The sequence below is a fragment of the Gemmobacter nanjingensis genome (assembly GCF_014652195.1).
Lineage (GTDB): Bacteria > Pseudomonadota > Alphaproteobacteria > Rhodobacterales > Rhodobacteraceae > Gemmobacter > Gemmobacter caeni.
This window is the reverse complement of sequence record NZ_BMYI01000022.1, coordinates 17734-41593: the sequence shown is the minus strand read 5'-3', so window position 1 is coordinate 41593 and position 23860 is coordinate 17734. Positions and strand designations below refer to the sequence as shown.

Here is a 23860-nt window from a genome sequence, read left to right as displayed (position 1 = left end):
ACGACAAGGGGTGGTCGCGCTCGCGGCCTTGGGGACCGCCCCCCGGATATCTCCGAACACTCTTGCTGCAACTTTCGAGTAAAAGACTGCAAAATTGTGTGTCAACTATCATCCGTTACAGCCAACTCCGCTGGCCGTGACCGGACGGACATCCGGTTGTCGTGGGGCAATGCTGCCGGTCCCGTGACGTTCAGGCCGTGCGGCGACGGGCCGGCCCTCTGGCGACCTGCGACGGCGATGCCATGGTCGAGAGAGGTAAAACCGAGGCGCTGGAAGGCGGCGCTCCGCGCCAGCCGGAAGCGCGGGAGCACTGCAAACCCTTGAGCGACCTCGGGCAGGTTGCCCCATAGCGCGATATGACGCATGGTTTAGCTGCATTGCGGATGCGAGTTTGATGCAGGTCAAGGCGGCAACGGGTCTGTCGTCCGATACCAGCCGCAACACAGCCAACCGGAGTTCCGTCCGTGACCAGCCCCGATACCGAGCCGCACAGCCTTTACGCAGCCCGCGAGCCCATCTTTCCAAAGCGGATCAAGGGCAATTTCCGCACGCTGAAGTGGTGGCTCATGGCCCTGATGCTGGGGGCCTATTACCTCGCGCCTTGGATTCGCTGGGATCGCGGACCGGAACTGCCGGATCAGGCGATCCTGCTGGATATGGCTGGCCGACGCTTCTTCTTCTTCATGATCGAGATCTGGCCGCATGAATTCTATTTCGTCGCGGGCCTGCTGATCATGGCGGGGCTGGGCTTGTTCCTGTTCACCTCGGCCGCAGGGCGGGTCTGGTGCGGCTATGCCTGCCCGCAGACGGTCTGGACCGATCTGATGATCCTTGTCGAACGCTGGGTCGAGGGGGACCGCAACGCCCGGCTGCGGCTGTTTCGTCAGAAATGGGATGCCGAGAAAATCCGCAAGCGCCTGGTGAAATGGACGCTGTGGCTGCTGATCGGTCTGGCGACGGGCGGGGCATGGATCTTCTATTTCACCGATGCGCCGACGCTGGCCCGCGACCTGGTGACTGGCAACGCGCATCCGATTGCCTATACGACGCTGTTCATCCTGACGGCGACGACCTTTGCCTTCGGCGGTTTCTTCCGCGAACAGGTCTGCATCTATGCCTGCCCCTGGCCGCGCATCCAGGCCGCGATGATGGACGAGGACACGCTGACCATCGGGTATCGCGAATGGCGGGGTGAGCCGCGCGGCAAGCCGGGGGTGGCGGGCAACGGCGACTGCATTGACTGCAAGGCCTGCGTCAACGTCTGCCCGATGGGAATCGACATTCGCAACGGACAGCAACTGGCCTGCATCACCTGTGGTCTCTGCATTGATGCCTGCAACGAGATCATGGACAAGATCGGCAAGCCGCGCGATCTGATCGGGTATCTGGCGCTGACCGACGAGACCCGCGAGCGGGCGGGTCAGCCGCCGAAATCGGTGTGGAAACACGTCTTCCGCCCGCGCACGATCCTTTACACGACGCTTTGGGCAGGTGTGGGTGTGGCCCTGCTGGTCGCGCTGTTCATGCGCTCGGATATCGATGTGAACGTCTCGCCGATCCGCAATCCGCTGTATGTCACGCTCTCGGATGGTACGATTCGCAATGCCTATGACCTGCGGCTGCGCAACAAGCTGGGGGCGGCGCACGACTATGCGATCAGCGTGACGTCGGAGGCCGATCTGCGCGTTCGGATCGAGGGAACGGATGGCGATACGGTGAGCGTCCCTGCCAATGACACCCTCTCTGTCCGCATGTATCTTGAGGCCCAGCCGGGCAGCGAGGCGGCGCAGCAGGAACGCACCGAAGTACGGCTCTGGATCAACGACGCCGATGGCGGCGATACGCGGGTTCACCATGACACCGTGTTCCACGGGAAGGACAACTGAGATGGCAGAAATCACAGGGCGTCAGGTGCTGGTGGTGACCGTCGGGGCCTTCGCCATCATCATCGCGGTCAATGTTCTGATGGCCTACAAGGCGATCAGCACCTTTCCAGGGCTGGAGGTACAGAACTCTTATGTCGCCTCGCAAAGCTTCGACAGTGACCGCAAGGCGCAGGAGGCGCTGGGCTGGATGCTGGTGCCCGAATATCGCAACGGCGAGGGCCTGCATCTGACCTTTACCGATGCCTCGGGACAGTTGGTGCCGGTGCGCGACCTGAACGTTCTGATCGGCCGCACCACGACCGCGGCTGACGACCAGACCCCGACATTCGTGCGCGAGGCCGGGGTATACAAGGCGGCCGTCGATCTGGCGCCGGGCAAGTGGATGCTGCACGTCGAGGCGCATGCCGAGGATGGCACGCTGTTCCGGCAACGGCTTGATCTGTTCATCCGGGGGTAGGCCATGACGCTGGCGCAACGGATTGATCGGGGGCCGGAAGACACCGGCCTTGGGGCGCCTTCTGCCTGTCCGGCCTGCGTGGCTGCACCTTCGGCGGAACGTCTGGCGCAGATGGCGGGTCCGCAGGATGCGCGGCTGATGCTCTCGGTGCCGATGGCTCATTGCGCGGCCTGTATCTCGACCGTGGAACGGGCGCTGGCGGATGTGCCCGGCGTCCGCTTGGCCCGGATGAACCTGACGCTGAAGCGGGTGTCCGTCGATGCCGATCCCGCACTTGAGGCCGCCCCCCTGATCGCCGCGCTGAAAGGCGCAGGCTACGAGGCACATGAACTGGACGCGGGCCTGCTGAGCGCGACCGAGACCGACAAGCAGGGCCGCGATCTGCTGATGCGGCTGGGTGTTGCCGGCTTTTCCATGATGAACGTCATGCTTCTGTCGGTTGCCGTGTGGTCGGGCGCCGAAGATACGACGCGCGACATGTTCCACTGGATTTCCGGGGCTATTGCCCTGCCGACAGTGGTCTTTGCCGGTCAGCCGTTTTTCAAATCCGCCTGGGCCTCACTGCGTGTCGGGCGACTGGGAATGGATGTTCCGATCAGCCTCGCGCTGATCCTCGCTTCGGCGATTTCGGTCTTCGAGACGATGAAGTCCGGGCATCACGCTTATTTCGATGCGGCGGTGATGCTGGCGTTCTTCCTGCTCGCCGGGCGCTATCTTGATCACCGCACCCGCGCAGTGGCGCGGTCGGCGGCAGAGGAGCTTGCGGCGCTGGAAGTGCCCCGTGCCACCGTAGTGCGCGAGGGCGAGGAAGTGGCGGTCGCCATTTCCGAGATTGCGGTGGATGAACTGGTGCGGGTGCGCCCCGGTGGCCGGATGCCGGTGGACGGGGTGATCGTCGAGGGCACGTCGGAGCTGGACCGCTCGCTGCTGACCGGGGAAAGTCTGCCGGTCTGGGCTGGGCCTGATACCGTGGTCAGTGCGGGCGAGGTCAACCTGACAGGTCCGCTGACCCTGCGCGTCACGGCGGCGGGCAAGGATTCCAGCCTGCATCGCATGGCCGATCTGGTCGCGGTGGCCGAGGCGGCCAAGACCCGCTACACCAGCCTTGCCGAACGCGCGGCGCGCGCCTATTCGCCGCTGGTCCATCTGCTCAGCTTTTCCGCCTTCGGGTTCTGGATGTGGAAAACCGGCGGCGATCTGCGCTATGCGGTCAATATCTCTGCTGCCGTGCTGATCATCACTTGCCCTTGTGCGCTGGGGCTTGCGGTGCCGGCGGTGGTGACGGCGGCTTCGGGCAAGCTGTTCCGCAAGGGTCTGCTGATCAAAGACGGCACCGCGCTGGAGCGTCTGGCCGAGGTGGATACTGTTGTCTTCGACAAGACCGGGACGCTGACGCTGGGCGTGCCGGAGCTGACCAACCTGGGCGATCATCCGCGTCAGGCGGCCGAAGTGGCGATGGCGCTGGCCGGGGCTTCGGCGCATCCGCTGGCGCAATCGCTGGTGCAGGCGGGGCGCGCGGCAGGGCTGCATCCGGCGCAGGTATCCGATTTGCGCGAGGTGCCGGGCTATGGCGTCGAGGGGCAATGGCGCGGCCGCCGGGTGCGGTTGGGCCGCGCCGGCTGGTGCGCGGCCGAGGCCCTGCCGGTGACCGCGACTTATCTTTGCACCGGCGAAGGCAGCCCGCGCGCCTTCACCTTTGCCGACCGGCTGCGGCCGGGTGCCGCCGAGGCGGTGGCCGCCTTGCAGGCGCAGGGCAAGGACATCCGGCTGATCTCCGGTGATGCCGAAGGGGCGGTGGCCGATCTTGCCGGGCGTCTGGGCATCCGTCACTGGACGGCAGGCGCGCTGCCTGCCGAAAAGGCGGCAGAGGTCGCGGCGCTGACTGCTGCGGGGCACAAGGTGCTGATGGTCGGGGACGGGCTGAACGATACTGCCGCGCTGACGGCGGCGGATGTGTCGATCTCGCCCGCGACCGCGCTGGATGCGGCGCGCACTGCCTCGGACATCGTGCTGCTGGGGCAGGATATGGCACCAATTGCCGATGCGACCCGGATCGCGCGGCAATCGACGCGGCGGATTCGCGAGAATTTCAGCATTTCCGCGCTTTACAACGTGGTTGCGGTGCCGCTGGCACTGGTGGGGCTGGCCACGCCGCTGGCGGCGGCGCTGGCGATGTCGCTGTCATCCATATCCGTGACGCTGAACGCGCTGCGGCTGAAATGAGGCTGGAATGGGTATCCTGACGTTTCTGATTCCGATCTCGCTGTTCATGGGCGGGGTCGGGTTGGTGGCCTTCTTCTGGGCGTTGAAGAAGGGGCAGTTTGACGATCCGCAGGGCGATGCAAACCGCATTCTGACCAAGGATTACGATGACCGCCCCAAGCAGTGATGTCGAAGGGGGGTTGTCTGCCCCCCTTGCCCCTACGGGGCAACCCCCGAGGATATTTTGCCAAGGTAAAGCTCAGCGCCAGGCGAAGAAGTCTTTCGGGGCTTGCGCCAGCAGGTCGGCGGCGAGTTGGCGGCCAAGGGCAGCGCCATCGCTGGCGGGGCCGCGAATGGCACCGGTGATGGTTTGAGAACCGTCGGGGCGCAGAATCTCGCCACGCAGCCAGAGGTCGGCGCCGTCCAGCAGCGCAAGCCCGGCGATGGGGGTTTCGCAGGACCCATCCAGCGCTGCCAGATAGGCACGCTCGGCAGCAAGGCGCAGGCCGGTGGGTGCGTGGTGCAGCGCGGCGAGCATCGCTTCGGTGCGCGGATCGTTCAGGCGTCGCTCCACACCAATGGCGCCTTGGGCGACGGCGGGCAGCATGTCTTCGGGTTCGATGGCGGAGCGGGCGACATGCGCCATGCCCAGCCGGTTCAGCCCGGCCATGGCAAGGAACGTGGCCGAGGCTACGCCGTCGGTCAGCTTCTTCATCCGGGTCTGGACGTTGCCGCGAAATTCCACCACCTCCAGATCCGGGCGGCGCGCTTTCAACTGTGCGCGGCGGCGCAGGCTGGAGGAGCCGACGCGGGCACCCTGCGGCAGGTCGGCGATGCCGGTGGCGGTGGCGGAGACGAAGGCGTCGCGCACATCCTCCCGCGGGAGGTAGCAATCAAGGATCAGCCCCCCGGGCTGCGCCACCGGCATGTCCTTCATCGAATGGACCGCGATGTCGATGCCCCCGGACAAGAGTGCCTCTTCGATTTCCTTGGTGAAGAGGCCCTTGTTGCCGATCTCCTTCAGCGGGCGGTCAGCGGCGATCAGCACCGAGTCGTCGCCGGTGGTCTTAATGACCACGATGCGGAAGGCGTCTTCGGGCAGACCGAAGGCGGCCATCAGCCGGTCGCGCGTCTCATGGGCCTGAGCCAGCGCCAGCGGCGAGCCGCGGGTGCCGATCTTCAGCGGTTCGGCGGGGGTGGGGAGTGCGAGCGTCATGCCCATCGGCATAGCCTTGCGGCGTCTGCCTTGCAACGGTCAGCGCGCCGCAGGGGCCAGCAGATCCGTCAGAACCAGCGCCATGACAAGGGCGCTGTCCTGCATGTCCTGCACACCGACCCATTCGTCAGGCTGATGCGCCAGATGCAGCAGGCCCGGCCCATAGGCAATGCAGTTCTTCAGCCTTCCGATGCGGTCGATATGCTTCTGGTCATAGGTGCCCGGCGAGACGACGTAATCGGCGACCTGGCCCAGCACTTTTTCGATGGCGGCGGCTGTAGACCGCACCACCGGGGCGGCGCGTTCGGTCATGGTGGGCTGCACCTCGAACAGGTCGCGGATGGTGTAATCGAAGCCGGGGCGGCTGGATTTCAGGCCGTCCAACAGGCCCGTCACCTCAGCCTTCACCTCGGGCAGGGCCTCCTCGATCAGGAAGCGGCGGTCCAGCACGATGCGGCAGCGGTCGGCGACGCAGGGCGCGGGCAGGCCGGTGAAGCCGGGTTCGGCCTCGGCCTCGCCGCCGTGGATCGAATTGATGTTCAGTGTCGATTGCCGGGCGCCCTCGGGCACCACCGGCATGGCGGTGCGCTTGGTGGCGAGGTGGGGATAGAGGCGATGCTCGATCTCCTCCAGCACCGCGCCCATGTGGCGGATGGCGCTGTCACCGAGGAAGGGCATGGAGCCATGGGCGATGCGGCCCTTGGTTTCCACCTCGGCCCACCAGACGCCGCGATGGCCCAGACAGATGCGGTCCTTGTGCAGGGGTTCGGGGATGATGACGTGCTGCACGCGGTCGGGGTCGAACCAGCCCTGTCCGGCAAGGTAGGCGACACCGCCGTAACCACCGGATTCCTCGTCCGCCGTGGCGCTGATTTCGATGGCGCCGGTGAAATCGGGGCAGGTGGCGATGAAAGCCTCGGCTGCGATGATGCTGGCGGCAAGGCCGCCCTTCATGTCGCAGGCGCCGCGGCCATAGATACGGTCGCCGTCGAGCTCTCCGCCAAACGGATCGCGGGTCCAGCCGTGGCCGACCTCCACGACGTCGTGATGGCTGTTGAAATGCACACATTCGCCGGGGCCGCTGCCCTCGCGCCGCGCCACCATGTTCCAGCGCGGCCATGTCTCGCTGTCGCCCGGTGCGCCCTCGGCGCGCACCAACGCGGTGACGAAGCCGCGCGCCGACAGCCGGTCGGACAGGTAATCGCAGATCTCGCGGTAATGGCGCCCCGGCGGGTTCAGCGTCGGAATACGGATCAGATCCTGCGTCAGCGCGATCAGGTCATCGCGACGGGCGGCGATTTCGGCGGCGAGGCGGGGGTGCAGATCGGGTTCCATGTTGCGGATCATAGGGACGCGGCCTAGCGTTTCGCAATGGACTGGATCGACCTTACCCGCCCGATGGACGAAACGCTGACGGTTTATGCGGAACCGGGCTATTCCGACCCGCCGTTCAGCGTTGCGCCGTGGTGCGACATTGCCGGGCAGGGCTATGCGGTGCAGCGGCTGGCGCTGGGCACGCAATGCGGCACCCATATCGACGCGCCGGCGCATATGGCGGAAGGCGGCGCCACGCTGGAGGCGCTGCCGGTTTCGGCGCTGGTCGGGCGTTACGTCACGCTGCGGCGGGGCGAGGTGCCCCAACGCGGCGCGGCGACGATCCTGTTCGTCGATGGCACGGTGGGGCCGATCACGCGGGCGGGGTTCGACGCTGCGCTGGCGCTGGGGTTCCCGGTCTGGGTCATGGCGGGCGGCTTGCAGGTGGCGGGGGAAAGGCCGCTGTTCCTGCACCGTGCATTGGCGCGTGCCGGGGTCTATCTGGTCGAGGATCTGGACGAGAGTGCCGCTGCGCACCTGCCCGACCGGGGCGAGATCATCGCGCTGCCCCTGCGATTGGTCGGCACCGGCGGATCGCCCCGCCGGGTTCTGGCGCGCGGTGATGTGCTGCGTTGATTTTCCCGCAAGGCTGGCGCAGGCTTGGACGGTAAGCGTGTCAGGCCGCGCCGCAATTTTTCCGCGCGTGGTTCTGGTAAGGTGCCTGTGACCCGCACATATGTAAACAAGATTCACTTGGAGGAGCCAGATGGCCACGTTTGATGCCCAGATCGCCGAAAGCCAGAAGCAGATCGCAGAGGCTCAGGAAAAGATTGCCGCCATCACCACCCGGATCGAAACCGCGCGCCAGAACCTGTCGCAGGGCGATGCTTCCATCGACATCGAGAATGCGACGCTGGACGATGTGCACAAGCATACCGACCTGATGAACGCCAATATCGCCGAGCTGATCATGGGACTGGATGATGTGACGGCGGGCTTCACCGAGGATTTCAACGAACTGCGGTCGAAGACCACGATGGAAAGCGTGGTCGGTTTCTTCTCGGGCTCCAAATCCGAGTCGATGCGGCAGGAGCGGTTGCGCACCGCCTCGATCGACAGCAAGTTGCAGGATCTGATCTCGAAATCCGATGTGATCGTGAAGCTGCTGCAAGGGCAGCTTGACCTGCTGAACGGGCAGAAAAGCAAGGTGGAGGCGAACCTCGTTACCACGCTGGACGAGCGTGAGACGACGGTGGCCGAGCTGGAAGCCGTGCGTGCGCGCGTGTCCGGCATGGACCCGAAGATCATCGAGTTGGAAAACAGGATCGCCGTCGAACAGGACGCCGCCGCCCGCACCAAGCTGGAAACCGAGCTTGCGACGCTGAACGCCGAATACAACGCGCTGGTGCAGGATGAGCAGGTGAAGCTGGCGAAAAGCCAGACGCTTGAGCGTTATATCGAGAAGGGCAAGACCTGGGTCGACAGTTTGCAGAACCAGGCGGCGACGCAGATGGTGCTGATCAACAAGCTGCAAACCGACACCCGTCAGCGGGTGGTGCTGTATGACGCGCTGACGTCCTCACTGAAAACAGCGCAGCAGCAGGATGTTGCGCACCGGATCAACGAGATCGGCGTCAAGACCGACCAGGAGGCGCAGGCCGCCATGGCCGCCATCGGCACCGCCACAAATCAGCGCATGGCCGACATGCTGGAGGCGCACGAGGGCCATATGGTCTTTGCGCGGCAGGTGCTGGAGGCGAAGGCCAAGGCTGACGAACGCTTTGCGCGGCGCTTTGCCAAGATCGTCGAGAAACACGACAAGAACCAGTATGGCGAATAAGTGTCCGATACGGTGAAAGAGGCGCTGACCGACGATCACGCCACGCTGTCTGACGGCCTGCTGGCGCGGCGGTATTTCGCCAAGTTCGACGCGATCACCGGCCATCTGGGTCGGGTCGCGGCGGAACTGGAGGCCGAGGGGCGTCTGGGTCGGCTGGAGGCGCGGGTAATCGGCGGCTATGTGCAGCGGCTCGCGGCGACCTTCCGCGCGCTCAGCCACAAATATCTGATGACCGGGCGGCTGGAGGGCGCGCTGCCCGGTGCGCCGACCTTTGACCGGCATGAAAGCGGCTTTCCCATCGCGCAGGAACTGATGCTGATGGCGGTGGATGCGCAGCATGCCGTGCAGCATCTGGCGGGTATGGCGGCGGAGGCGGAGCTGAAAGACCGGATGGTGCGCCAGATCGTCGGTGATCTGACGGTGCCGACGCAGTTGCAATTCGCGCTGTCGCAGCGGCTTTATTACGAGGCGCTGAAGGCGGGCGGGCTGTTTCAGGCGCGCAACGACCCCGATGCGCAATGGGTGGCCGATGTGGGCGACCGGCGGCGCTTTCTGGTGCATTGGGCGGTTTACGACACGCAAACCAACCTGCCCGCGGTTTATCTGCTGGAGGTGGAGGATACCGGCCGCCGCCCCTTTCCGACCGATGACCGCCGCTGGCCGCAGGCGCAGGCGCATCTGATGGCGCAATCTCTGGCGGGGCTGAAGCTCGTGACCATTGCCATGGGATTCGACCGCGACTTCGCCGATCTTTACCCCCGGCGGCTGCGGCGGATCACGCTGGGGCCGATGTATTCGCACAGCTTCACCCTGCAATCCGGCCCCATCGCCGAGGTGCTCGCCAATGCCATGGCCCCGACGGGCGAGGATTGGGCGCTGGTCTGGACCATCGAAGATCTGCTCTCGGACCGTGAGGAAGAGGTGAAGGACGGCTGGTTTTCCACCGCTTTACGGCAGGTCTGGCGGCTGGATCCGGTGAACGGCGGTGAGACCGGCGCCACGCGGCTGGAACGCATGATGATCCTGCCGGAACGCCCCTATCAGGCGCTGGCCGAGCTGAACCCGCCCGGTTTCGCCAATATCCGTAAATTCGTTGTGGGTGCCGGCGGGCGCCTCATTCCCGCGAGGTAGAAATGAGCACACGCGACACGATGGAGCTGAAGGAAGAAACCATCCGTGCCCATTACGACGGGGCGCTGGGCCTGCTGACCGGCTTCGATCACGCGCCACGCATCGCCACGGCAACGGCGGCCCCGGCGGCGGAACCCGAACGCTCGCCCGGGATCGGGGCGCGGCCGCGTTTCCGGTCGACCGTGCCGGGGATGGCGGCGCGGCCCGTGGCCCGGCCCGGCGGCGTGCGGCTGGTCGAACGGATCGAGGCTTTGGGCGGGGGTCTGGTGACGCCGCCCGAGGCGCAGGCGCTTGCGGCGCTGCGGCGGGGTCTCGCCATTGCGCTGGCCATGGGGGAAACCTTTGCGCAAGGCTCCGCGCTGGCCGAGTTGAAACGTGCCAACCTTGAGGCCCGCCTGCCCGAACCGCGCCGGGCCGAGTTTACCGCGCTGCTGGCTGCCGAGGCGCTGGTGGTGCTGCATGCCTTCGCCAATGCCACGGCCTATCTGCTGGCGCCTGCGCTGGGCGAGGTGACGGTGGAACTGGGCACGGTCGAGGAGATCCTGACCGACAACGCACCGCTCGCGCTGCAAGGTGCGCTGTGGGAGCTGGATCAGGACATCGCCACCCATGGCACGGATGACCCACGCCTGATCGCCACCATCGCTGCCTTCTGCGAGGCGCTGATGACCCGCGTCGCCTCCCGCGTCGAGGGCGTGGCACCTGCCGCACTGTTTGCCGCTCAAAGCTGGCGGGTGGAGGCGGACGGGCTGACCCTTGCAGGCTTCAGCCCCGCCCGCGCCGCGAAGGGCACGGCACTGACCATGCAGTTCAGGAAACCGACCGAGGTGGTCGGCAACCATATCGCCAAATATCAGGCGATGCGGCTGGCCAAGATGCTGATGGCCTATGATTTCAGCCGGAAGCTCAACCCCTTCGCGGAACTGGGCGGCTTCATCTTCACCTTCATGGGCGACGGCAAACCGGGCACAGGCAAGACCACGCTTATTCAGATGATGGCGGGGCTGTTGAACGATTACTGCAAGGTCGCGGGCTACCCGTTCCGCTATCAGAACTTCTCGATAGACCAGATCGACAGCTATCAGGGCAAATCAGGGCAGAACGCCAAGGCCTTCATCACCAATGTCATCGACCCGGCGGTGATTGCCTTCGGCACCATCGACGACATCGACCAGATCGCGGGCAAGCGCGGCGACCGGCAGTCGAGCGCGGGCCAGCAGGAGGTGACGGCGGTGTTCATGGAGGCCTTCGCCGGCGCCAATACCGTGGTGCGCGGCAATTGCACCTTTGGCATGTTCTCGAACTATCCCGAAAACGTCGATGACGCGCTGCGTCAGCGGGCGGGCGCGCGGTTTCTGGTGGACGGACCACAAAGCCGCGAGGATTACATCGACATCCTCGCGCTGCTGCTGGGCAAGAACCATGCGATTCCGCTGGGGGAGCATGACCTGTTTGCCGCGCAGGAGATCAAGCGCGCCGTGGCGGCGAGTTTCGAAAAACACGCCCGCCCGCAGGAGGACGGCCTGATCCGGGTGTTCGACAAGGTGGCGGCTGACATCGGGCCGCTGGACACGATCGCGAAGCTTGGCACTTACCTCAAGGCGATCCAGCAGGCCGATGACCGTTTCACCGGGCGGGCGATCAAGAACATCACCGACGCGGTGAAGGTGCGGGCAATGGATTTCGAACTGCCCGACGCCTGGATGGAAACCCCCGACCTGTTCCTGTTTCAGCCTTATGAGCGGAAGATGGAGATGATCCGAAGCCTGATGACGCCAATCACGGTGGAAATGGTGGTGCAGGAGATCAACCGCTACGCGGATTCGGAATTCCGCTATGCGGACAAATCGGACGAGGCTGCGATCAGCGCCATGGTCCGTGATTTCGGCCGGCAGGAAGAGGCGAAGCGGCGCTATCTGGAGGGGCGGGGATGAGCGTTTGGGGGCCCTGCCCCCGCGCCTGCGGAGCGCCCCGGGGATATTTGGGAACAGATGAAAGGAGCGGGTTGCGGTGCGGCGGCTGATTGAAAAGGGCCTGATGTTCGGCAATCTGGTCGAGGTCTCTTCGCCTGCGCTGGTAGAACGCTATCGGCGGGCGCTGCGGCATCTGACGGGCAAGGATACGACGCTGACCGATTTTCACATCGACATCTCCGGCTATTCGCCGGAGATCGGCGATGAGCTGGGCGATGATCTTTATCTCAACCCCAATGGCTGCAACCGGCAGTTCATCCTGCTGACCACGGCGCAGAAAACGGCGCCGCTGCTGCATATCAGGTTTTCAACATCGCGCGGCATCCTGCAACAGTTCATCGAGGCGAACGAGGCGCAGTTGTTCGCGCTGACCGCGCGCGATGCGGTGGCCGGAGAGTTGGAGAACAGCGTTTACGAGGTGTCCACCCCGGCGCGGCTGTTCGACATGCGGCGGGTGACGGTGCAGGCCGACACTATCGGTGGTCATGTGCGCGATGCGGGCAAGCTTGCCGCGCTGGTGGATCGGTTCCGGCGCGAGCCGGAAGGCTGGCGCGACGATGTGCTGATCGCGCAGATGATCGAACTTGCCAAAAAGACTGGCGATGTGACGCGGGTTCCAATCTCGTTGCCCGCCATGAGCTTTGAACAGCCTGATTTCTGGACCGCGCATTTCGGCGGCCTGTATATCTTCCGCGACCTGGCCTTTCCGGGGGTAATCACACGCGCGCCGAAAGCGGGGCTCGGCGCCCTGCCAGTGGCGCCGGTGATGGATCTGGGGGACCGGAACGCGATTGCCGATTGGCTGGAGCGGAACAAGCTGGTCGAACCTATTGTGCAGGCGCGGGGCACGGATGTGGCGGCGATCCTGCGGCAGAAGATGGATTTCATTCTGGTCGATGCGGCAGACGCGCTGAACCTTGATCTGGGGCAGGCGACGCGGGCCGATCTGCGCAAGATCGCGCATCGGCTGGGTGCGGCGCTGCCGGCGGAGTTTCAGGGGTTGGGCGCGCTGCTGCGCTGGGTGGAAGGGGCGGGGGACTGGCCGCGGCTCACCTCGGAACATCCGGCCTATTTCTATACGTTGCGGGCAAGGCCGGGTCGCCTTCGCGATCTGGTGAACATGCTTCTGGCCGAGCTGGCGCCGTTGGACGTGCGGCAGCTTTACATCACCCACAAGGAACTGTTCTACGACAGCTACCGCGGCTGGAGCGACCGCAAGCGGCAATATGTGGCGGATTTTCTGGAGCGGGAGTATCTGGTGGACCGGCAGGGTGCCCGACGCGCGCTGTTCGGGCCGGAGCCGGGGATGGATGAGTTGCAGCGCCCGGAAATGCGTGAGGGGCCGAAACCGGCGCCCGATCTGTTGCAACGTGTCGGGCCCTGGGGGGCGGTGAGGGGGAGGGGATGATCGGTATTCTGCGTGCCTGGCTTCTTGGCCTTGTCGTCCTGACGGCCTTCTACTGGCTGCTGAAGATCTACTTCCGGTCCACCCGGCGCGAGAGGCTGGAAAAGCAGTTCGAGGCCGAGGCGATGACGGGCGACCGCGATGCCTGGGTCGAAGCGCAGATGAAGGACTACGGGCGCAGCCTGAAGCTGAAGCTCGTCTGGCTGGTTTATATCCTGCCGATGATCGGCATGGCACTGGCCATCTATTTCGTGAATTACGACTGAAGGAGTGCCCTTGGCATGTGGAAATATATCAAATGGGGCTTCCGCATCACGGTGCTGATCATCGTGGCGGCCTTCCTGCACTACACTTTGCCGCAGCGGGATATCGTGCGGATCACCGGCACCTACAACCGGCTGACCGAAGTGGGGGCGAACTCGATCTTCTACGCCTCGCCCGACAGCGGCACGACCACCAATACGGTGGACCGGCGTGACATCCGTTTCATCGAGGCGGTCTATCCCGATGGTGGGCCGATGGTCTATCGCAACGAGGATACCGGCTGGATCTGGCCGCCCTATTTCAAATACGACAGCTCCAACCTTCAGGCCGAGGCGACCAATGCCATCTCGCCCAAGGACAAGCCGGAATGGGTGGCGGTCACGCATTACGGCTGGCGGCTGCCGATCTTCTCGATCTATCCCAATGCGGTGAAGATCAAGGCCGTCGCGGGGCCGGATGTGCGACTGATCCCCTGGGTCAACATCGTGGTTCTGGTGCTGCTGGGTCTGCTGGTCCTGATGCTGTGGCGCATGTGGGCCCAGTTCAAGGAGCGGATGATCGAACCGGCAATGGATGATCTGAACAACACGCTGGATGCGGTGGATGCGCGGGCCGATGCGGCGCGGGACCGGGCGCGAGGCTTCTGGGGGCGGTTGTTCGGCAGGAAATGACGGTAGGGCCGGGGGCCTTGGCCCCCGGCGTCCTGCTCAGTCGCCGAGCTTGGCGTGAACCTCGTCCAGGTCAATCTCGCCAATCGGCATCTTGTTGCCCGGATTGTCGAAATCGTATTTGAACAGCTGGAAATCGCGCTTGTAGATTTCCCAGACCAGATGGCGCGACAGGTCATCGAAGTAGTCTTCCACCGGGTGCAACCGCTTGGGGCCATGCCCCTCGCTTTCGTTGAACTTCGGGATCTTCTTCAGGTTGACCTTTTTCTTGCTCTTGATGTTGTCCAGCACGACCTGCATGCCTTCATCGAATTTTTCGGTGAAGAAGATGTGGTCATACTGGCCGCCGTTGACGATGAAGGTCGAGATATGGCCCGACATCGCCGACCAGTGGATGTCCGGCTCCATCGGTTTGCGCCAGCGGATCGTATCGCGCGCGAACAGCAGGAAGCGGCGGAAGCTCGCGATCTGGTCGAACTCCTGTTTGCCATCGTCGCCACCGACCTCGATGCCGTATTTCTGGATCAGAAGCGGTACAAGGTTGCCGCGATAGCGTTTGCCATTGCGCTGGATGCCGCAGATCTTGTCGAAGAAGCTCGACAGGATGCGGGTATAGGGGTTGCGCACGCAGGTGAAGGCATAGCTCTTGTGCCCCTTCACATTCGCCTCGATCAGGGGTTGGCTGGCCTCCTGGCTCCATTTGTGGAGGCCCTTGGTCGAATCGTGGATGTCGCCGTCGAAGAACTTGCCATGGTCGGAATAGAACATGATCTGCCCGATGGACGAGCAGGCACACTTGGGCACGACCCGATACACCACACTTTCGCTTTCCGTCATCCAGGTTCCCGGGAACCCCATCGGCCACGCCTCCAAACACCTTTCGCCCCGCGGGGGCGGGGCTTCTGTCTTACTCGTCACAAAAAGCAAACAAACACTGTCTTTTCAATGACCAGTAAAGCATTTTATGGAAACAGTGACGAATAGCATCGGGGTCAGGTTTCCTGCATGGCAAAGATTGCCTATATTTTGTTGTGCCACAAGGACCCTGAAGGGATCATCGCTCAGGCGCAGCGCCTGACGGCGGCTGGTGACTATATCTCGATCCATTTCGATGCCCGCGCGAAGCGGGAAGATTTTGACCAGATCCGTTCCGCGCTGGCGAACAACCCCTCGGTGACCTTCGCGCGGAAGCGGCTCAAATGCGGCTGGGGGGAGTGGAGCCTGGTCGATGCCTCGTTGCAGGCAGTGCGCGCGGCGGTCGAGGATTTTCCGCGCGCGACGCATTTCTACATGCTGTCGGGCGACTGCATGCCGATCAAGACCGCCGAATATGCCCATGATTTCCTGGATCGTGAAGAAGCCGACTACATCGAGAGCTTCGATTTCTTCTCTTCGGACTGGATCAAGACCGGCATCAAGGGCGAGCGGCTGATCTACCGCCACTGGTTCAACGAACGGACCCAGAAATGGCTGTTCTACACCTCGATGGGGCTACAGCAGAAATTCGGGCTGGAGCGGACGATCCCCGAGGATCTGACCATCCAGATCGGCAGCCAGTGGTGGTGCCTGCGCCGCCGCACGGTGGAATGGATTCTGGATTTCTGCCGCAAGCGGAAGGATGTGATGCGATTCTTCCGCACCACCTGGATTCCCGATGAAACCTTCTTTCAGACGCTTGTGCGCCATCTGGTCCCGCACGAGGAAATCCGCACCCGGACGCTTACCTTCCTGATGTTCACTGACTACGGAATGCCGGTGAACTTCTACAACGATCAGTATGATCTTCTGATCGCGCAGGATTATCTGTTCGCCCGCAAGATCTCGGTCGATGCGCAGGAGCTGAAAGAGCGGCTGGGCAACCTGTACACCTCTGAAGGGGTGCATTTCCCGGTGTCGAACGAGGGGCGCAGCCTCTACAAGTTTCTGACTGGCCGGGGCCGGATCGGCCGTCGTTTCGCTCCGCGCTTCTGGGAGACCGAGGCGAGCCTTGGACGCGAACGCACGCTGCTGATTGTCACCTGCAAGAAATGGCACGTTGCCAAGCGGCTGGTGCAGCGCATCCGCGATGTTACCGGGCTGGCGGCGGTGGATTATGTGTTCAGCGAGGCATCGACCCCGTTGCCCGATCTGGGCGGGATCCAGTCTACTCTGGAAAAGCGCACGCGCCATCGCCGGGCGCTGGTGCGGATGCTGTTCGATTACTGGGATACCGACAAGCTGGTGCTGTGCATCGACCCCGCGAATGTGGAGCTGATGCAGGATTTCTACAATGACCGCTCTAACGTGCGGCTGCTGGAAATCGAATGCGACTTTACCGACGACTATCTTCTGGGCCACGCCCGGCGGGTGGGGCTTGCAGGGGACAGGACGCCACAAGAGGTTCTGGATAGGCTGCTGCCGACCATCCGCTATGACGTGCGCTTTGAAAGCGACCGTATCCGCGACGCGGATTTCGAGAATTTCCATCGTATCCGGCAGGCTGCCACGGTAGAGGATAATGCCGGACCGCTGGCCGCCTTTCTGGGTGTGTCGCGCGGCAAGGCGCAAGAAATCGCAGAAACCCATTATCTGTTCGTGGACTGAAACCGATGCCCTACACCTATGACCCGCAGAACATCTTCGCCCGTATCCTGCGTGGCGAGATTCCCAACCGGACGGTGCTGGAAACCGCGCATACGCTGGCCTTCCACGACATCGCACCGCAGGCGCCGGTGCATGTGCTGGTGATCCCGAAAGGCGCCTATGTGACCTACGATCACTTTGCCCGCGACGCCTCGGATGCCGAGATCGCGGATTTCCACCGTACGGTGGCCAAGGTCTGTGCGCTGCTGGGCATTCAGCCGGGCGAGGGGGGCGAGGGGTTCCGCGCCATCACCAATGCCGGGGAGCATGGCGTGCAGGAAGTCCCGCATTTCCACCTGCATATCCTGGGGGGCCGCCCCATGGGGCGGATGGTGGCGCGCGCCGAGGGCTAATGCGCAGACTTCGGGTCGTTTCCGGGGCTGCCAAGCGTCAGTCTGGCCAAAACCCCGGAGGAGACCCATGCCGATACACTTCACAGCCCTTGCCACCGAAACCGTGCGCCGCCTGCAAGCGGGCGGTGCAGATGCCAACCATATGGCGCCGGAGCGCCATATCGCGCAGGGCAGCGGCAACCCCTGCCGCCATTGCCTGAGCATGATCCCCGAAGGTGCGCCGATGCTGGTGCTGGCGCATCGGCCCTTCCCGGTCATGCAGCCCTATGCCGAATGCGGGCCGATCTTTCTGTGTGCGGAAGATTGCCATCAGGGCGGCGGGGCGGATCTGCCCGCAATGCTGGCCTCGCCGGATTACATCATCCGGGGCTACGGCCAGGACGACCGTATCGTCTATGGCACGGGCGCGGTGGTACCGACCGATCGCCTGATCGCCGAGGCGAAGGCACGGCTGGATGATCCGCGCATCGCCTATCTGCATGTCCGGTCGGCCCGGAACAATTGCTACCAGTGCCGGATCGACCGGGCCTGAGCGGCAGGCCGCACGAGGTCAGACCAGTCGGCTGACCTCGACCGCCGCGCGCACGAAATCGGCGAACAGCGGATGCGGGGCGAAAGGCTTCGATTTCAGTTCCGGGTGGAACTGCACGCCGATGAACCACGGGTGGTCCTTCACCTCAACGATTTCCGGCAGACGGCCATCGGGCGACATGCCCGAGAAGATCAGCCCGCAGCTTTCCAGTTTGTCCTTGTAGCGGATATCCACCTCGTAGCGGTGGCGGTGGCGTTCCTCGATCTCGGTTGCGCCATAGACGCGGGCGACATTGGAGCCATCCTTGAGACTGGCGTTATAGGCGCCAAGCCGCATGGTGCCGCCCTTGTCGTCACCGACCTTGCGTTCGACCTTGTGATTGCCCTGCACCCATTCCTTCAGGTGATAGACCACCGGGGTGAACCGCTTTGCGCCGGCCTCGTGGTCAAACTCCTCGGAACCTGCATCGGTCATCCCGGCCAGATTGCGCGCGGCCTCGATCACCGCCATCTGCATGCCAAGGCAGATGCCCAGATAGGGGAGGCCCTTTTCACGGGCATATTGCGCGGCGCGAATCTTGCCTTCGGTGCCGCGTTCGCCAAAGCCGCCGGGCACGAGGATGGCCTGGAAACGTTCCAGATGCGGGGCGGGGTCTTCGCGTTCGAAGATCTCGCTGTCGATCCATTCGGCTTTCACGCGGGTCCGGTTGGCCATGCCGCCGTGGGTCAGCGCCTCGGCAATGGATTTGTAGGCATCTTCCAACTGGGTGTATTTGCCGACGATGGCGATGCGCACCTCACCCTCGGCATGGGTCAGACGGTCCATCACATCTTCCCATCGGGCAAGATTCGGGCGGGGCGCCGGGGCGATGCCGAAGGCATCCAGCACCGCCTGGTCCAGCCCCTCGCGATGATAGGCCAGTGGCGCCTCGTAGATCGTTTTCAGGTCATAGGCCGGGATCACCGCTTCGGGGCGCACATTGCAGAACAGCGCGATCTTGGCGCGCTCCTTTTCCGGGATCGGATGTTCGGAACGGCAGACCAGCACATCGGGGGCAAGACCGATGGATTGCAGTTCCTTCACGCTGTGCTGGGTCGGCTTGGTTTTCAATTCGCCGCTGGCCGCCAGATAGGGCAACAGCGTCAGGTGCATCAGGATGCACTGGCCGCGCGGGCGTTCGTGGATGAACTGGCGGATCGCCTCGAAGAAGGGCAGACCTTCGATGTCGCCCACGGTGCCGCCGATTTCACAGAGCATGAAATCAACCTCTTCCTCGCCGATGCGGAGGAAATCCTTGATCTCGTTGGTGACGTGGGGAATCACCTGGATCGTCTTGCCGAGGTAATCGCCCCGGCGTTCCTTCTCCAGCACATTGGAATAGATCCGGCCGGAGGAGATGGAATCGGTCTTGCGGGCCGAAACGCCGGTGAAGCGTTCGTAATGGCCAAGATCGAGGTCGGTTTCGGCGCCATCGTCGGTCACGAAGACCTCGCCATGTTCAAACGGCGACATGGTGCCCGGATCGACGTTCAGATAGGGATCGAGCTTGCGCAGCCGCACCGAATAGCCCCGCGCCTGCAACAGCGCCCCAAGCGCCGCAGAGGCAAGCCCCTTGCCGAGCGAGGACACCACACCGCCGGTGATGAAGATGTAACGTGCCATTGTGCGGGTCTCCCGTGAAACGCTCGAAAGGTAAGGCGATTCGCAACATCGGAATCGCAGCATCACGGGAGCCATGGCTTAGCCGGATTTTCGGCAAAGCGCAACAGGCCCGCTAGATGCTGTTTGCAGCCGCGGCGATATGCCTAGGATTAGTGACCGTCAGTTGTTCTGCGCGGGGGCTTCGACCGGCTGATCGGCGCGCGGCGGCGTAAGCGGCGCATCGGTGGTGCCGGGCGGCAGCAGATCGGTGCCAAGGGGCGAGGCAGGCTGTTGCTCAGCCGGGGCTTTTGCCGGGGCAGAGCCGCCGATCTGGTCGATAACCGAGCCACCGTCGGCCTGACGCGCTGCCATGATCGTCAGCGTGAGCGAGGTCACGATAAAAGCCGTCGCAAAGATCCAGGTCAGCTTCGTCAGGGCGTTGGCTGCGCCGCGGGCCGAAACGACCCCACCGCCACCGCCACCCATGCCAAGGCCGCCACCCTCCGACCGCTGCAACAGCACGACGCCGATGAGCAGGAGCGCGAGGATCAGATGGATGGTGAGGATGACGTTTTGCATGGTCCCGCCGTTTTCGGTGCTGACGCGCCTATCTAGGCGGAAGGGGCCAAGGGCGCAAGGGCACAGGTGCGCCGCAGGGGGCGGTGTTGTGCCGGTCAGGTGTGATTGTGCCGGGTTCGCCACCCCGAAGGCGTTCGGGATGGCGGTGTTGATTGAGTATTTGGACAAGAAGCAGGCGGCAGAGGCCGGGCGGGACGGCGAACGGCGCTCAGCTTTCTTCCTGCCAGCGGGTGAAGCTGTCTTGCAGGACGGTATCAAGGGCGCGTCCCGCTGCGAAGGCGCTCAGATGTGCGGGCAGGGGGATGGTGTCGGGAAGGACGGGCGAGGGTTCGGGGGGGCCGATCACCGTCGTCACCGGGATCACCCCGGCCCAGACCGGCCAGGTGCCATCCTCCTCGTCATCGCCGACATTGACGCCCCGCACTTTGGCGCTGGCTTCCTCTATCTCCATGCGGACGACGGAGGTGGCCTTGATTTCCTGTGTGGTCATCGGGCGCAATTCGGCATTGCGGCCGGGGAACAGGCGGTCTGTCACAGCGTAGAGGGCGCGTTCCTTTTCCGCCGCGTCGTCGACAAGGTGAGCTTTGCCAAAGACCATGGCGCAACGGAAGTTGGCAGAATGGTTGAAGGCCGAACGGGCCAGCACCAGCCCGTCCAGATGGGTGACGGTAACGCAGACCGGCAGTCCGGGGCCCTGGGCGCGCAGCATGCGGCTGGCGGAGGAGCCATGCCAGTAAAGCGTTTCCCCATCGCGCCAGTGGATCGTGGGCGTGCAATAGGGCTGGCCGTCGATCGTATAGGCGACATGAGCCAGCATGGCGCTGTCGAGGATCGCGTGGACGGTGGCGCGGTCATAGCTGCCGCGTTTGGGGTTGCGTTTGATGCGGCTGCGCGGGCCGGGGGTGTAGGGGGCGGTCATGGTCTACCTGTCGAAGCCGGTTGTTTGCAGCAGATGTAAGGGGCAGAATTGGTTTGACAGAGATCCAATCAGGGGAAAATTATGCAGACCAATAGACCGGACTGGTCGGCGCTGATGCCCATTCTGCCAGAGCAGGGACCGAGGGCACGGGCGATATATGCGGCTCTTCGGCAGCGGATCGAGGAGGGTGCCCTGCCGTCGGGTACCAAATTGCCGCCCACGCGCGATCTGGCGGCGCGGCTGGGGGTGGCGCGCGGGGCGGTGGTGGCGGCGTTCGAGATGCTGGCGGCCGAGGGCTTCACCGAGGCAAAGGTCGGGTCTGGCACCTTCGTGGCCGAGGCGGTGCCGTGCCTGGTGCCGGCGGGTCCGGCGCCGGTGCCTCCGGTCTTTGTGGCGCGCGACCTGCCGGGCGATCTGGGTCTGGGATTTCCCGATCCGCAAAGTCTTGACCGCCTGCGGGCCATCCTTGCGCGGGTTCTGGCGCGGCCACCGGCAGCGCTGTTCCATTATGGCGATCCGCAGGGCGATGCGACATTGCGGGCCGAGGTCGCCGCCTATCTGCGTGCGGCGCGGGGGTTGCGGCTGGACCCGGCGCAAGTGGTGATCACCACCGGGGCACAAGGGGCGCTGGATCTGGTGGCGCGGGCGGTGCTGGCGCCCGGTGATCCGGTCTGGATGGAAGATCCGGGTTATCCTTCGGCCAAGGCGGCGTTCGCGGCGCAACGGCTGGTGCCGGTGCCGGTGGATGACGAGGGGCTGGATGTCGCGGCGGGACGGGTACTTTGTGCCGGGGCGCGGGCGGCCTATGTCACGCCCTCGCACCAGTTTCCGCTGGGGGTGGTTTTAACCATGCGGCGGCGTCTGGCGCTTCTGGACTGGGCGGCAGAGGCCGGTGCCTGGGTCGTCGAGGATGATTATGACAGCGAGTTCCGCTTTGCCGGGCCGCCCCTGGCCGCGATGCAGGGCATGGATGGGCGGGGCCGGGTGATCTATGTCGGCACCTTTTCGAAAGCGCTGATGCCGGGGCTGCGGCTGGGCTATATGGTTTTGCCCGAGCCACTGCTGGCGCCGGTGATTGCACTGCGCGGGCGGGCCGACCGGGCGCCTTCGGCACTGACGCAGGCGGCAATGGCCGAGTTTCTGGCTGCGGGCCATTTCGCGCAGCATCTGAAACGCGCGCGGCGGCGGGTCCGGGCGGCGCGGGATGCGCTGGTATCCGAACTCGCAGCGACAGGGCATCGGGTCCGCATCCCCGAGCAGGGCCTGCATCTGGTCGTGTCGCTCTCCGATACCGCCGACGATCTGCGACTGGCGGGCCTGGCCCGGGCCGCAGGGCTTGGCGCGCGGTCGCTTTCTGCGATGTCGATGCAGCCCGGCGGTCGCAAGGGGCTGGTCATCGGCTTTTCCGGCCACGAGCCCGAAACGCTGGCGGCGGCAGTGCGGCGCGGTCTGGCGGCGGCTGGTCTGACCTGAGGTGCAGCGGGCATTTTCTGCTGTCATCGCGCGCGCGGCCTCTATATACCGGCGCCGGTTTCACACCTCCGAAGGAGTCTGGACATGGCCAATGTCGTCGTCGTCGGTGCCCAATGGGGCGACGAGGGAAAAGGCAAGATCGTTGACTGGCTGAGCGAGCGCGCCGATGTGATCGCGCGGTTTCAGGGCGGCCACAACGCGGGCCATACGCTCGTCATCGACGGCAAGGTCTACAAGCTGAATGCGCTGCCCTCGGGTGTGGTGCGCGGCGGCAAGCTGTCGGTCATTGGCAATGGCGTGGTGCTGGACCCCTGGCATCTGGTGTCAGAGATCGCCAAGATCCGCGAGCAGGGCGTGACCATCACCCCCGAGACGCTGATGATCGCGGAAAACACCCCGCTCATCATGCCCTATCATGGCGAACTGGACCGCGCGCGAGAGGCGCAGGTCGCAGTCGGCAAAATCGGCACCACCGGGCGTGGGATCGGACCGTGTTATGAGGACAAGGTGGGGCGGCGGGTGATCCGTGTCGCCGATCTGGCCGATCAGGCGACGCTGGAACTGCGCGTCGACCGGGCGCTGGTGCATCACAATGCGCTGCGCGCCGGTCTGGGGCTGGAGCCGGTGGACCGTGATGCGCTGATCGCCGCGCTGAACGCCATCGCGGGCGAGATCCTGCAGTATGCCGCGCCGGTCTGGAAAGTGATGAACGAGCTGCGCCGCGCGGGCAAACGCATCCTGTTCGAAGGCGCGCAGGGTTCGTTGCTGGACATCGACTTTGGTACCTATCCCTATGTCACCTCGTCGAACGTGATCGCGGGGCAGGCGGCGACGGGCGTGGGTCTTGGGCCGAATGCCATCGACTTCGTTCTGGGGATCGTGAAAGCCTATACCACCCGTGTCGGTGAAGGCCCGTTCCCGACCGAGCTGCATGATGCCGATGGCGAACGTCTGGGGACGCGGGGCCATGAGTTCGGTACGGTGACCGGGCGCAAGCGCCGCTGTGGCTGGTTCGATGCGGCGCTGGTGCGGCAGACCTGCGCGATTTCCGGCATCAACGGCATCGCGCTGACCAAGCTGGACGTGCTGGACGGGTTCGAGACGATCAAGATCTGCACCGGCTACATGCTGGACGGGCAGGCGCTGGATTATCTGCCGACCGCCGCCGATCAGCAGGCGCGCTGCACCCCGGTTTATGAGGAAATCGAGGGCTGGAGCGAATCGACCGAAGGCGCGCGCAGCTGGGCCGATCTGCCGGGCGCCGCGATCAAATACGTTCGCCGTGTCGAAGAGCTGATCGGTTGCCCGGTGGCGATGCTGTCGACCAGCCCGGAACGGGACGACACCATTCTCGTCACCGATCCTTTCGAGGATTGATCCCGTGG

At 64.4% G+C, this 23860-nt stretch carries 22 protein-coding genes; 16 read left to right on the top strand and 6 right to left on the bottom strand.

Features of this window, described 5'->3' with window-relative positions; all coding sequences use genetic code 11:
* Positions 1 to 464: 464 nt before the first annotated feature.
* From ccoG to ccoS, 4 genes are read left to right on the top strand one after another with little or no spacing between them, the layout of a single operon-like run.
* Positions 465 to 1886: a cytochrome c oxidase accessory protein CcoG gene (gene ccoG / locus IE126_RS22175; RefSeq protein WP_108128372.1), complete on the top strand. Its 1422-nt coding sequence runs from the start codon at positions 465 to 467 to the stop codon at positions 1884 to 1886.
* A gap of 1 nt (position 1887) precedes the next feature.
* Entirely contained in the window at positions 1888 to 2343 is a 456-nt protein-coding gene (locus IE126_RS22170) for a FixH family protein (protein ID WP_108128373.1), read from the top strand.
* A 3-nt stretch (positions 2344 to 2346) separates the two neighbouring features.
* The gene (locus tag IE126_RS22165; protein WP_189382303.1) at positions 2347 to 4566 is read left to right on the top strand and encodes a heavy metal translocating P-type ATPase; all 2220 of its coding nucleotides are present in this window, start codon (positions 2347 to 2349) and stop codon (positions 4564 to 4566) included.
* Between the two features lie 7 nt (positions 4567 to 4573).
* Entirely contained in the window at positions 4574 to 4732 is a 159-nt protein-coding gene (gene ccoS, locus IE126_RS22160) for a cbb3-type cytochrome oxidase assembly protein CcoS (RefSeq protein ID WP_108128375.1), read from the top strand.
* A 72-nt stretch (positions 4733 to 4804) separates the two neighbouring features.
* On the opposite strand, the gene hemC is transcribed toward ccoS, so the two are convergent.
* Positions 4805 to 5761 carry a hydroxymethylbilane synthase gene (gene hemC / locus IE126_RS22155; protein WP_189382301.1) on the bottom strand — a complete coding sequence of 319 codons (957 nt, stop codon included), beginning with the start codon at positions 5759 to 5761 and terminating at the stop codon, positions 4805 to 4807.
* A gap of 39 nt (positions 5762 to 5800) precedes the next feature.
* Entirely contained in the window at positions 5801 to 7096 is a 1296-nt protein-coding gene (locus IE126_RS22150; RefSeq protein WP_189382299.1) for an acetylornithine deacetylase/succinyl-diaminopimelate desuccinylase family protein, read from the bottom strand.
* A 36-nt stretch (positions 7097 to 7132) separates the two neighbouring features.
* Between IE126_RS22150 and IE126_RS22145 the strand changes: the two genes are divergently transcribed.
* The 7 genes from IE126_RS22145 to IE126_RS22115 all read left to right on the top strand — a co-directional run bounded on the left by IE126_RS22145 (position 7133) and on the right by IE126_RS22115 (position 14359).
* A complete protein-coding gene (locus IE126_RS22145) occupies positions 7133 to 7711 on the top strand; it encodes a cyclase family protein (RefSeq protein ID WP_189382297.1) in 579 nt (192 codons plus the stop codon).
* Positions 7712 to 7841: 130 nt separating this feature from the next.
* Entirely contained in the window at positions 7842 to 8915 is a 1074-nt protein-coding gene (locus IE126_RS22140; RefSeq protein ID WP_189382295.1) for a hypothetical protein, read from the top strand.
* On the top strand, positions 8916 to 10046 hold the full coding sequence (locus tag IE126_RS22135) for a hypothetical protein (protein WP_229825800.1): 1131 nt from the start codon (positions 8916 to 8918) through the stop codon (positions 10044 to 10046).
* Positions 10047 to 10048: 2 nt separating this feature from the next.
* Positions 10049 to 11980 (top strand): AAA family ATPase, encoded by a 1932-nt coding sequence (locus IE126_RS22130; RefSeq protein WP_189382293.1) that lies wholly within the window; start codon positions 10049 to 10051, stop codon positions 11978 to 11980.
* 76 nt (positions 11981 to 12056) lie between these two features.
* Positions 12057 to 13427 carry a DUF6638 family protein gene (locus IE126_RS22125; RefSeq protein ID WP_189382291.1) on the top strand — a complete coding sequence of 457 codons (1371 nt, stop codon included), beginning with the start codon at positions 12057 to 12059 and terminating at the stop codon, positions 13425 to 13427.
* Positions 13424 to 13690 (top strand): hypothetical protein, encoded by a 267-nt coding sequence (locus IE126_RS22120; protein ID WP_054303097.1) that lies wholly within the window; start codon positions 13424 to 13426, stop codon positions 13688 to 13690. The genes IE126_RS22125 and IE126_RS22120 overlap by 4 nt, the downstream gene beginning before the upstream one ends.
* A gap of 15 nt (positions 13691 to 13705) precedes the next feature.
* Positions 13706 to 14359 (top strand): DUF1523 family protein, encoded by a 654-nt coding sequence (locus IE126_RS22115; RefSeq protein ID WP_152968413.1) that lies wholly within the window; start codon positions 13706 to 13708, stop codon positions 14357 to 14359.
* A 36-nt stretch (positions 14360 to 14395) separates the two neighbouring features.
* Here the strand turns inward: IE126_RS22115 and IE126_RS22110 are convergent, their stop codons facing one another.
* Positions 14396 to 15214, bottom strand: a complete 819-nt coding sequence (locus IE126_RS22110; RefSeq protein WP_054303096.1) for a sulfotransferase family protein — start codon at positions 15212 to 15214, stop codon at positions 14396 to 14398.
* A 147-nt stretch (positions 15215 to 15361) separates the two neighbouring features.
* Here IE126_RS22110 and IE126_RS22105 point away from each other — a divergent pair, with 147 nt between their 5' ends.
* From IE126_RS22105 to IE126_RS22095, 3 genes are all read left to right on the top strand, one after another.
* A complete protein-coding gene (locus tag IE126_RS22105; RefSeq protein ID WP_054303095.1) occupies positions 15362 to 16939 on the top strand; it encodes a DUF5928 domain-containing protein in 1578 nt (525 codons plus the stop codon).
* Between the two features lie 5 nt (positions 16940 to 16944).
* Positions 16945 to 17331 (top strand): HIT domain-containing protein, encoded by a 387-nt coding sequence (locus tag IE126_RS22100; RefSeq protein WP_054303094.1) that lies wholly within the window; start codon positions 16945 to 16947, stop codon positions 17329 to 17331.
* A gap of 67 nt (positions 17332 to 17398) precedes the next feature.
* Positions 17399 to 17863: a DUF1203 domain-containing protein gene (locus tag IE126_RS22095; protein ID WP_189382289.1), complete on the top strand. Its 465-nt coding sequence runs from the start codon at positions 17399 to 17401 to the stop codon at positions 17861 to 17863.
* 18 nt (positions 17864 to 17881) lie between these two features.
* Here the strand turns inward: IE126_RS22095 and IE126_RS22090 are convergent, their stop codons facing one another.
* The 3 genes from IE126_RS22090 to IE126_RS22080 all read right to left on the bottom strand — a co-directional run bounded on the left by IE126_RS22090 (position 17882) and on the right by IE126_RS22080 (position 21002).
* The gene (locus IE126_RS22090; RefSeq protein ID WP_108128383.1) at positions 17882 to 19525 is read right to left on the bottom strand and encodes a CTP synthase; all 1644 of its coding nucleotides are present in this window, start codon (positions 19523 to 19525) and stop codon (positions 17882 to 17884) included.
* Positions 19526 to 19684: 159 nt separating this feature from the next.
* Positions 19685 to 20083, bottom strand: coding sequence for a preprotein translocase subunit SecG (secG, locus tag IE126_RS22085; protein ID WP_054303091.1), 399 nt, complete (start codon positions 20081 to 20083; stop codon positions 19685 to 19687).
* Between the two features lie 208 nt (positions 20084 to 20291).
* The gene (locus IE126_RS22080; RefSeq protein WP_189382287.1) at positions 20292 to 21002 is read right to left on the bottom strand and encodes a pyridoxamine 5'-phosphate oxidase family protein; all 711 of its coding nucleotides are present in this window, start codon (positions 21000 to 21002) and stop codon (positions 20292 to 20294) included.
* Positions 21003 to 21083: 81 nt separating this feature from the next.
* On the opposite strand from IE126_RS22080, the gene pdxR reads away from it, so the two are divergent.
* Both pdxR and IE126_RS22070 read left to right on the top strand, forming a co-directional pair.
* Positions 21084 to 22475: a MocR-like pyridoxine biosynthesis transcription factor PdxR gene (pdxR, locus tag IE126_RS22075; protein WP_189382285.1), complete on the top strand. Its 1392-nt coding sequence runs from the start codon at positions 21084 to 21086 to the stop codon at positions 22473 to 22475.
* Positions 22476 to 22559: 84 nt separating this feature from the next.
* Positions 22560 to 23852: an adenylosuccinate synthase gene (locus IE126_RS22070; RefSeq protein ID WP_054303088.1), complete on the top strand. Its 1293-nt coding sequence runs from the start codon at positions 22560 to 22562 to the stop codon at positions 23850 to 23852.
* Positions 23853 to 23860 lie beyond the last annotated feature (8 nt).